Below are 11,266 nucleotides of genomic sequence, written 5' to 3'. Positions count from 1 at the left end.
TAGTAAGTTTGCCACAGACCCAGTGTGCCTGCCCACCCGCCAAGTGTGTGCCGTTCGTGATCACGAAGAAAGTAAAATAAGAGACTTTGACGTATAAGAACCAGAAAGGCATCCCTTACCAGGGGTGCCTTTCTGGTTTTATGCCCTAATCACCATTCTTTTTTGTTTCTCTCTCCTATGACCTACTCTTGTAGGGGTTTCAGGTGAATGCTGTAAATCGTTTTTGGGAAGGCTTTTTACCCCCCATTTTGGGCAGGGGTGTTAAGTTCTGAATTTAGGTTAGTAAAATTAACTTTTTAAACGCCTGTCCATTACCCCCCAGCCCCCTGAAGGGGGAGTACTCCGAAGTGGATTTTCTCCCCCTTTAGGGGGCTGGGGGGTGAAATAAGCTAGAACTAAACAGACCTGCCCTGAAGGGGGAGTACTCCGAAGTGGGTTTTCTCCCCCTTCAGGGGGCTGGGGGGTAAAATAAGCCAATAAAGAGGATGATTAAGTAAAGAAAATTCAGCACTTAACGGCCCTGCCCTAAAGGGGGAGTACTCCGAAGTGGATTTTCTCCCCTTCAGGGGGTGGGGGGTGAAATAAGCTAGAACTTAACGGCCCTGCCCTGAAGGGGGCTTTGGCCGCGCATGAGCAATGCCCCCTTTAGGGGATTTAGCCGGGCGCGGACAAAGCTCGCTAAAACGCAAGTTTAATCAGTTGCTCAAATCCCCTACAAGGTTAACCCTTCAGGGGGACAGGGAGTATTGGTAGTTCCGGCACATTATGAGCTTTCCTGTAAAGTGGTCAGTGTCTCCCTAATTTCGAGTAAGACAGCATCAATATCACTAAAAACGGCTTCGTTCCTGAACCGGATAACGGTTATCCCAAACTCTTCAAGCATATAGGTCCGGTTCGTATCGTATTCCTGTTGCTCCATCGAATCATGAGCACCACCATCAAGCTCAATGACTAACCGGTTGGCATGGTTATAAAAGTCAGCGATAAAAAAGGCTATTGGGTGTTGGGCTTTAAATCGATACCCACCCAGCCGATTAGCACGTAACCTATCCCACAGTGCAATTTCGGCAAGTGTCATCGACTGCCGAAGGTGCTTCGCCTGCTCAAATATCTGCGCCGACGCCCCATAAAACATATCACTCGCCATTCGTTTTCGTATCTACTTTTTTACATCAAATTTCATTATGGAACAAACTCCCCCCTTCAGGGGGTGGGGGGTAAAAGCAAGCTCAACCACCCCCCAACCCCCTGAAGGAGGTATTGGCCGCACATGAGCAATGCCCCCTTTAGGGGGTGGGGGGTAAAGCATCCTCAACTACCCCCAAACCCCTAAAGGGGGCTCTGGCCGCGCATGAGCAATGCCCCCTTCAGGGGGTGGGGGGTAAAAGCAAGCTCAACCACCCCCAAACCCCCTAAAGGGAAAGTCGGCCGCACATGAGCAATGCCCCCTTTAGGGGGTGGGGGGTAAAGCTACCCCAACCACCCCCCAACCCCCTGAAGGAGGTATTGGCCGCACATGAGCAAAGCCCCCTTCAGGGGGTGGGGGGTAGTTGGGGTTGCTTTACCCCCCACAAGATCAGTCCAAAGCACCACACACCTACCCCCTAAAATCCAGGAAACATTGTTTGAGATTCTATTTTGCTGTTTAGGATATAGTCTTCCGCGCGATTATTGATAAGCCCGGAAACTATTCGTTTGACGCCAGTCAACGAAAATCTGCCAATATCCTTCTGGCACGGGTCAATTCGAAATGGATGGGCAGCAGGTTCTGCTCCCGGAGTCATTCTGGCCCAATCGCTTCTTTTTGTCACTCATACAGGGGTATTGGTATTGACTTGACTGTTTAGGATACATTTTAGTTGTCCAGGACTCTACTTGTCGCATTGTTCTTGTTTGCTTATGATCAACAAGCCACAAGACCCTATGCACTGGATTCTGTATATACCGCTCCTCCTTGCACTCTCGCTGGGTTGCCGATCCAAATCGGAGACGCACCCAACGGTAGGCACAAACACGCCGGAAACTGCGAGGGTAACCCTATGCACGGGCATGGCCTCAACGATACCCCTCGGTAATTGGCCTCCACCCGCCCTCAGGACAGGGATTGGTACCAGTCATCTGACCCTAACGACCCGAAATCCTCAGGCCCAACGCTGGTTCGATCAGGGACTTAATCTGCTCCACGATTTCTGGCATATCGAAGCCTACCGGGCTTTTCAGCAGGCGATTAAGGCCGACAGCAGTTGCCCAATGGGCTACTGGGGACTGGCCATGTGCCAGCCAGGGTTTGGCGGAACCGATTCGCGTGTATGGGTACAGGCCATCGACAAGGCGAATACCCTGAAAGCCAACAGCCCACCGTTTCACAAAGCCCTGATCGAAGCCAGCACTATATTGGTCAAACTGGGTATTGCCCAGGCCGTAATGCCGTTCCGTAACTTGTATAAAACCTATTCCAGCGAACCCGAAGCGCTGGCTTTTGCGGCTATAGTGCTGCGCCAGCAGCCCGATGAGGCCCTCCAGCAGGAAGCTAAAACCCTGCTGGAAACAGCCTTTGGCCAATTCCCGACCCATATCGGGCTGCTCCATTATTATGTGCATGTGATGGAACTACGGCCCGAGTTCAGCCAGGCCACAGAGGCCGCTCGTCGTATCGTATCGCTGGCACCTAATGCCCCCCACCTGACGCATATGCCAGGGCATCTGTTTTTCCGGGCGGGCCAGTATCAGAAAGCCGCGGATGTATTTAGGCGGGCGCGCCAGCAGGAAATGGCCTATCACCGAACCCAGCAGCTACCCCTGGTAGCCGATCAGAACTACATGCATAACCTGCATTATCTGGCCGTATCGCTGGCCGAACTGGGACAAAAAGACAACGCCCTCGAAGCCGCCAATGCCTATGCCGCCATCAGCCTGGGGCAAACGCCCCCCACCAGCGGGGCGGCCCTGATGCTGCTCTACGAAGGTCGAATCCTGCCGACGTTTATCCATATCCGTTATCGAGAATTTGCCAAAGCGAATGAAACGTTAAACGGCTGGCTCAACAGCCTCGATATGCCCCTGACCAACCCCCTGGTGCGAACCTACCTGCAGGCCATGCAGGCGTATTGCCGGGGCATGGCGGCTATCGACACCGGCAATGGGCAGGCGGCTAACCAGTACGGAATGCAGCTGACCCAACTCCTGAAAATCTTTGAACAACAGGGCATCCAGCAACAGGGCAGTGCCGAGTTTAAAGCCATCAACGAAACCTTCGATATCCTGAGTATGGCACGCTATGAGCTGGCAGGCTGGATCGATAATATGGATGAGACCAGGCCCTTCAACAACTCGGCCTGGAACGAAGCTCTGGAGCTGGAAAAGGCCATCCAATACGATGAACCCCCACGCCTGATGTACCCCATTGGGGAGAGTTTGGGGCGGCTGCATCTGTACCGCCATGATACACAGAATGCCCGTCTGGCGTTGGCTCAGGCGCTCCAGAAACGCCCTAAAAGCCCTTTTATACGGCAACTACTAACGAAAAACACACCTATATGAAAGCACCTGACATCCCGGCAAAATCCACCTCGACTAATCCGCTTGCGACTAAGGAGGTTTGAAAAATACCTTATACACAGTCACGCTTGATAAGGCCAAAAGGTAAAAATTATCCACTAACGCATGTTTGACGATTAAACCGAAGTAGACACTTTTTTCAATTTAAAAACAATGAAAACATATTTATTTTCTCCTAAAAGCCCAATGGCAACGTTAGTCAGAGCGATACTGCTAGTGATTCTTCAGCAGTGTTTGGTACCTATGGTGAAGGCCCAATCCGTTCTCCCGCCAGTGCAATGGAATAAAGCTTTTGGAATTCTTGATGGATTTAATAGCGGCCTTACTGCACGCCAAACAAAAGATGGCGGTTATCTGGCTGTGGGTTACTCAAACCCTAGTTCCGGTGTCTTTACATATGACGGTTATGTAGTAAAAACGGATGCTTACGGCACTAAACTTTGGGAAAAATATATTGGAGGAAGTGCTCATGATTATTTAATGGATTTCGTTGAAATAGAGGGAGGTAATTATTTACTGGTGGGATATTCAGAATCTCTGGTAAGCGGTACTAAAACAGCTCCTAAAAAAGGAATTTCGGATGTTTGGGTGATTCAAATAGATGCTAATGGCAACAAGCTTTGGGACAAAACCTATGGAGGAAGCAGTTCAACCAAATCATTCCTTGCCACTAGAAACGTATTAAAAACGGCCGATGGTGGTTATGTCATCATGGCAAGAACCAACGGTCCGGCCGGTAACGACAAAAGCCAAACCGGCCCAGGTGGGGATGACATTTGGCTACTGAAAATAGATGCCAATGGCAACAAGCTTTGGGACAAAACCTATGGAGGAAGTGGAAATGAAGGCTCCTATACAGGTATCTTTTCTGAGAGCGATATAATACAAACATCTGATGGCGGTTATCTATTGGCTCTTGGTACTACCTCACCCGCAGATGGCGATATTTCAGCGGCAACATACGGAAGTACAGATGCCTGGATCTTGAAGGTAGATGCTACCGGCACTAAAATTTGGGACAAAAGATTTGGGGGTGGTATTACAGATTACATTATAAGTACATTTCAAATTGCTGATGGAGGTTATTTATTATGTGGAAGTTCCTCTTCATCTGCCGATGGTAATATAACCGCAATCAATCATGGTAATTACGATTTTTGGGTAGTGAAAATAGACGCTAACGGCGCTAAATTGTGGGATAAGTTGTATGGAGGAAGTAGTGCAGAAACTTTGCGTGATGCAGTAGCAACCACAGACGGCGGCTTTATTCTTATGGGATCTTCATCCTCACCTATAGGTGGGGATGTTTCTGAAGCTACATCTACTGGTAATCAATGGTACTTGAAAATAGATGCTGTCGGCACTAAAATTTGGGATAAAAAGCTGCCTGGAAACGATGATTCTATGATCATTGCGGCAACTAATGACGGTGGCTATATAGTATGTGGCTTAACATTTACTGATCTTAATACTGGGACCTCGGCTATCCTGTTAAAAAAACTAGGCTATATTATTACTGACCTAAGTCTTACGGTGTTGCCTCTTACGCAAACCGCTAACAGAGGTGATCAGGTGAGCTATACCTACACCATCAGCAATACAGGGCAGGATGCCACCGGCGTGACGGCCAAAATCAAAGTGCCGCAGGGGCTTAGTCTGGTCAATGCCAACGCACAGCAAGGCAGCTACAATGCAGTTACCAAAATCTGGGACATTGGCACCATGCCCGTAGGTAGCAAAACGCTGACCTTGACCCTAAAAGTAGATTAATGTCAATGATTTCACTCACCCGGTCAATACTTCAATGAAAAACATTTACCACAGCCGCTTGCCCGTCTTGGACTTTTGCAAGCCCCCCAAACGATAGTATTTCTCTTGCTTTTCGTTTTACTTTCTTCCTTTTTTAGGGCAGAAGCTCAAACCTGTAGCAGTCCCGTCGGTATCCTCGCCAAATGGAATATGGATTCGCAAACCGTACAGTGTAATGGCGGAACTGACAACGCGGATAGCCAATTTTACACATCCCCGATTTTGGGGGTTGGAAGAACCTATTGCCCACAAATCAATTCTGGTTGTGGAATTGGTTTCTTAGGGTCTAAAGGTCACATAAACACAATCCATTTTGATAATGCACTTTGTTTATTTAATTTTTATGATCCGGCTACTGCTATTCAGTTGTATGGTGGGGTATCCTTTGACCCCACCAGTACTACTTGGGCTCCGCTTGATCCGGTCAACCTGTATGTAGACTATACTTTTCAAGAAGGGAAAGTAGGCTGTTTAAGCGATTTTGCAGTCAAAATCCTTCAAAAACAATTCGATGGCTCGCAGGCCAATGTCAATTTCGAGAAACAAGGCGTAGCTGTCTATAGAAACGGCGTACAGATCTATAATCAGACCCAGCCTATCTTAGCATCGAACGTCAATGGTACGCCCATGACCTTCAATTTTACAGGTTCCAATTTTTGTACGGATGGGAGTACAGAAGTAACTTTTCGGATCTATTTTGGTTTGGTGCATCAATTCCAGAGATCAGACTTTACTGCTAAAATGACAGGCTATGACGATATTTCCATCAGAGGTACCTGCGAAGGGCCTAATGGTGTTGGTATTGCCACCGCCCCCACCTGCATCCAGGGTTTGCCTCAAAGCACGGGTAGCATTACGCTATCGGGTTTTGGTACTACTGATCATTACGATTTTAACATAGGCAGCACGTATACCGGAGGCAAAACCTATGCTACTGCTTCGGCCGTTCCAGGGGGTGGGGTCATTGTCAACAACTTGCCCGATCCGACTAATGCCACTCAAGCGTATACCGTTCGGCTGTTTAATGCTACCGGTTGTTATTCAGACATTAAAGTCTATCTTAAAAAAGCCGTGTGCCCTCCTTTTTGCGCCAATCCTACTGGGGTCGTGACCACGCCTACCGCCCCTACTTGTAGCGGTACTACCCCTCAAAACAACGGCCAAATCGCTATAACGGGCGTATCCAACGGAACCAAAGTAGGGATTTCGATGGGCGGAGTCTATACCGGCCCTTCCTATACCGATGCAGGCATACAAACGCTTTCCGGCGGAGCCTATACCTTTACAAGCCTGGCCAATCCAGTAGGAGGTAGTCAGCTCTATACTGTCCGGGTATTCAATGGAAACAACAGCTGCTACATCGACAATGTAGTAGAGTTGGTCGGTGGCGAGTGCGGTGTCTGTAAAAAAAGTAAATCAGAGATTTGGACCTCCGATATAGGAGATCCAGATTCTACCCCTGGCAATGATGTAGCTGGCGAAGATGACCAGGCCATTGCGGAGTTTTGCCTAGGCACTCAACACGTCGACTTGGCATTGACAAAAACCGTCAGTCCCGCTACGGGCACCGTGTGTGGGTCGAGCGGTGGCGGTACTACCTTTACCTGGACTATTACGCTCACCAACACGGGCGATGTAGCTGCTACTGGCATTACGGTCGCCGACCTAATCCCGGCGGGATTGCAGTTAGTCAGTTCCTCGCCTAGTACGGGTAATTTTTACGGCAATCTGGGTTGGCTCGTCAACAGCTTACCTGCTGGTGGCTCGGCCACACTGACTATTACCACTAAAGCCCTGAAAGCAGGCACCTATAAAAATGTGGTAGAGGTGATGGAATACGCCCCCATCAGCGACCCGGACAGCAGTCCCGGTAATTTTGTAACCACCGAGGACGATTATGCCGAAGCGACCATCACGGTAACAGGGGCTAGTCCGCCTATCATTGAAAAAGAGTTTAGCTCCATGCTCACCAAGCCCGGTACACCCACCAGGCTCACACTAAAAATAACCAATAACGAAAGTACGCCCATTACCCTCACCGAAAACTTCGTGGATACTTTTCCCACAAGCCCAGGAGCCATGGTGGTTGCCAACAACACCACCATAACCACTGTAGGGATGGCAATACCCGTAGATGGAGGATTACCACCCGTAGCCACAGTTGGCGGCAATACCCTGACCCTTCCCAAAGGAACAGTATTAGTGCCTGGTCTGAATCAGATCAGCCTGGAGGTCACCGTACCCAGCGAGGGCAGTTATTGTAATACCATTGCGGCCGGAAGTTTAAAAACGACAGTGGGCGAAAACTGTCTGGCGGCAACCGGGTGCCTGTTAGCCAACACAACGTTTAATCTTGCCCCCCGCGTAAAGAAAACAATGACCCCGGCTACGATCCAAACGGGTCAGAACGCCACCCTCACCATTACCATTGAGAATCTTAATGGTTCTGCCATGACGCTCAATCAGGATTTTGTCGATTATTTGCCGACAAACCTGGTAGCTACCGGTACACCCACCAGTACATGCGGGGGCGTAAGTTTACAAAACAGCGATACAGAACTGAAAATAGCCGGTGGAACAACCATAGCCGCTAATTCGACCTGTACAATCGTTGTATCGGTCAAAAGCACGAGCCCTGGCACCTATTGTAACGTTATTCCGATGAATGCGGTATTAACCACCGTAGGCACCAACAACAATTTAGGCAACGAAGACATTGCCGAAGCCTGCGTAACCGTTACGAACACCCCATGTACTGCCGTAGGAACCCTAACTGTAACCCAGGACCCAGCCACTACGATTGTACCGGGTAGTAATGTTACATTAACCGCGGTTGCTACTGGTTTTGGGGCTACCAGTTTTGTGCAATGGTCGGGCGTGGATGGTAGTTTTAGTAACGTTGGGATTAATCCTACGGTGTGGACGGCGCCGGCTACGGAGGGAACCTACACCATTAAAACAGTCGTCAATAATAGCGCAACCGGTTATGGTACCTGTAAAGATTCAACCACGACTACGATTACAGTAGCCTTTCCCTGTACCCCACCAACGCCTACGGGGGTTCCAGCCGCCCTCTGCGGTGCGGGTACCGTAACGCTAAGCGCTTCGGGTTGCGATGCAACTTACCCCGCCCTCTGGTATAGCGATGCGGCTTTAACCACTCAGGTCGGAACGGGTAACAGTTTCACTACGCCTAGCTTAACCACCACCACCACTTATTATGTGGCTTGTGTGAAGGATGCCACCTGCCAAAGTGCCGGTGTCAGTGTGGTCGCCACGATTAACGCCTTGCCCACGGCCAGTGCGGTGGCTACGGCGGCCACCTGTAATGCAGCGGGAACAGCCGCCAACGCTGATGGGGGATTGACCCTTTCGGGTTTTGATGCCGCTGATCATTACGATTATACGGTGGGGGCAACCTACACTGGTTCGGCTACCTATGCTTCGGCCACGGCCATCCCAGCGGGTGGACTTATCGTCAGTAACTTGGCTAATCCGGCAGCGGCAACCACCTATACCATCCGGGTGTTCAATGCAGCGGGTTGCTTTGTGGATCTACAGGCGGTGCTTCAACCCACGATCTGTACGCCTAACTGTACCCCTCCTACCCCAATCGGTGTAGCCGCTAATCGGTGCGGAACGGGTACGGTGACCCTGACGGCCACGGGCTGCGATGCGACCTACCCCGCCGTCTGGTTCAGCGATGCGGCTCTGGCCACCCAGGTCGGAACGGGTAACAGTTTCACTACGCCTAGCTTAACCACCACCACCACCTACTACGTATCCTGTGTGAAAGATGCTACCTGCAAAAGTGCGGGCGTTGCCGTAGAGGCTACCATCAATGCCCTACCCACGGCCAGTGCGGTGGCTACGGCGGCCACCTGTAATGCAGCGGGAACAGCCGCCAACGCTGATGGGGGGTTGACCCTTTCGGGTTTTGATGCCGCTGCTCATTATGATTATACGGTGGGGGTAACCTACACTGGTTCGGCTACCTATGCTTCGGCCACGGCCATCCCAGCGGGTGGACTTATCGTCAGTAACTTGGCTAATCCGGCAGCGGCCACCACCTATACCATTCGGGTGTTCAATGCAGCAGGTTGTTTTATCGATGTGCAAGCCACCCTGCAACCAACCACCTGTACACCTAACTGTACCCCTCCTACCCCAATCGGTGTAGCCGCTAATCGGTGCGGAACGGGCACGGTGACCCTGACGGCCACGGGCTGCGATGCGACCTACCCCGCCGTCTGGTTCAGCGATGCCGCTTTAACCACTCAGGTCGGTACCGGTAACAGTTTCACCACCCCAGCCATCACCGCCACCACCACCTATTACGTGGCCTGTGTGAAAGATGCTACCTGTAAAAGTGCCGGTGTCAGTGTGGTTGCCACGGTTAACGCCCTGCCCATTCTGAGCCTGTCGGCCAGTTCGACCTCCGTAACGGTGGGCACCCCCGTGAGTCTGTCCGCTATCGGCTGCACCGGCTCGGTGGTCTGGAGTACTGGGGCTACCACCAGCGTCATCAGTGTGATCCCCACCAACGCCACCACTGTCTACTCGGCCACCTGCACCACAGGACCCGGCTGTACAGCCACCGCTTCGATCACCCTCAACACAGCCCCTGCGGCCAGTCTAGTGGTCGTTTCGGCCACCGTCTGCTACGGCAGTTCGGCCACCCTGGTGGCTAGCGGATGCACCGGCTCGGTGAGCTGGAACACGGGGGCCACGGGTACTACCCTGGTGACCCCGGTCCTGACCGCTTCGACCAGCTACACCGCTACCTGTACCACCGGCACGGGCTCAACCACCACCGCCGTGGGCACAGTAACGGTAATGCCTCAGGCCAGTCTGAGCCTGTCGGCCAGTTCGACCTCGGTAACGGTGGGCACCCCCGTGAGTCTGTCCGCTATCGGCTGCACCGGCTCGGTGGTCTGGAGTACTGGGGCTACCACCAGCGTCATCAGTGTGATCCCCACCAACGCCACCACTGTCTACTCGGCCACCTGCACCACAGGACCCGGCTGTACGGCCACCGCTTCGATCACCCTCAATACAACAGCGGCCTGCTCGGTGAGCCTGACCACTAACAGCTTGCCTGTCGGCACTGTCGGACAAGCTTACAGCGCGAACCTGACGGTTTCAGGCGGAACGGCCCCCTACAGCTTCTTGCTGGCCGGGGGAACGCTGCCTACGGGTCTGACACTCAGTAGCACGGGCCTCATCAGTGGCATACCCACCGCCACGGGCACTTTCTCAACCACTATCCGCATCACCGATAGTCAGAGCTGCTCGGTGACCGTACCCCTGGCCGTGCTCAATATTGAGTTAGCGCCAACCTGTTCGCTAACCGTTACGGCAACGCCGGGCTCGTGCCAGTCTGCCACCAACACTTACAGTGTCAGTGGTACGCTGAGTTTGACCAACAACACCAACGGGGGTACGATTCTACTGAGTGATGGGACTCAACTCATCTCCCTGAGTATAGCCAGTGGTGTAAGCTCGGTGCCTTACTCGTTAACCGGGTTGGTTTCGGACGGGTTGGTTCACACCCTGACGGCCACCTTAAGTGGGTGCGGTACAGCCAGTGTAAGTTACACCGCTCCGCAAAGCTGCACGGCTGCTTGCCAACCACCGGTTCATGCGTGCAAAGGCACTAACTATGCGTTTGTTCTGACTACGACACCGGGTCTGGGAACTTACCAATGGTACCGGAATGGCAATGCCATTTCAGGTGCAACCGCCAGCTCCTTCACCGCAACCCAGGCCGGTAGCTACTCGGTAGTGGTCAATGGTAACGTGGTGGGTCAGTGCCCCGATGGCTCCTGCTGCCCAGTCGTGATCGTGGAAGATGAGGTACCCCTCTATCAGGCCAACGTCCAAACAGCCACCTGTCGCA

General features: G+C 51.9%; 4 protein-coding genes. 3 read left to right on the top strand and 1 reads right to left on the bottom strand.

All coding sequences use genetic code 11. The features are described from left to right. Positions 1-763: 763 nt before the first annotated feature. Positions 764-1,147 (bottom strand): endonuclease domain-containing protein, encoded by a 384-nt coding sequence (locus ACYVGO_RS15655; protein ID WP_460970093.1) that lies wholly within the window; start codon positions 1,145-1,147, stop codon positions 764-766. A 776-nt stretch (positions 1,148-1,923) separates the two neighbouring features. On the opposite strand from ACYVGO_RS15655, the gene ACYVGO_RS15650 reads away from it, so the two are divergent. From ACYVGO_RS15650 to ACYVGO_RS15640, 3 genes are all read left to right on the top strand, one after another. Next, positions 1,924-3,540 (top strand): tetratricopeptide repeat protein, encoded by a 1,617-nt coding sequence (locus tag ACYVGO_RS15650; protein ID WP_460970091.1) that lies wholly within the window; start codon positions 1,924-1,926, stop codon positions 3,538-3,540. Between the two features lie 171 nt (positions 3,541-3,711). Next, positions 3,712-5,328, top strand: a complete 1,617-nt coding sequence (locus tag ACYVGO_RS15645; protein ID WP_460970090.1) for a DUF11 domain-containing protein — start codon at positions 3,712-3,714, stop codon at positions 5,326-5,328. Positions 5,329-5,517: 189 nt separating this feature from the next. Continuing rightward, the coding region (locus ACYVGO_RS15640; RefSeq protein ID WP_460970089.1) for an Ig-like domain-containing protein at positions 5,518-11,266 on the top strand (5,749 nt) is incomplete at its 3' end.

Source organism: Spirosoma migulaei (genome assembly GCF_054776855.1).
This window is presented reverse-complemented; position numbering and strand designations above follow the sequence as displayed.

Excerpts from the sequence above, each read along its gene's own strand:
- ACYVGO_RS15655 (WP_460970093.1), bottom strand. The coding sequence starts at position 1,147 with ATGGCGAGTGATATGTTTTATGGGGCGTCGGCGCAGATATTTGAGCAG.
- ACYVGO_RS15650 (WP_460970091.1), top strand. The coding sequence starts at position 1,924 with ATGCACTGGATTCTGTATATACCGCTCCTCCTTGCACTCTCGCTGGGT.
- ACYVGO_RS15645 (WP_460970090.1), top strand. The coding sequence starts at position 3,712 with ATGAAAACATATTTATTTTCTCCTAAAAGCCCAATGGCAACGTTAGTC.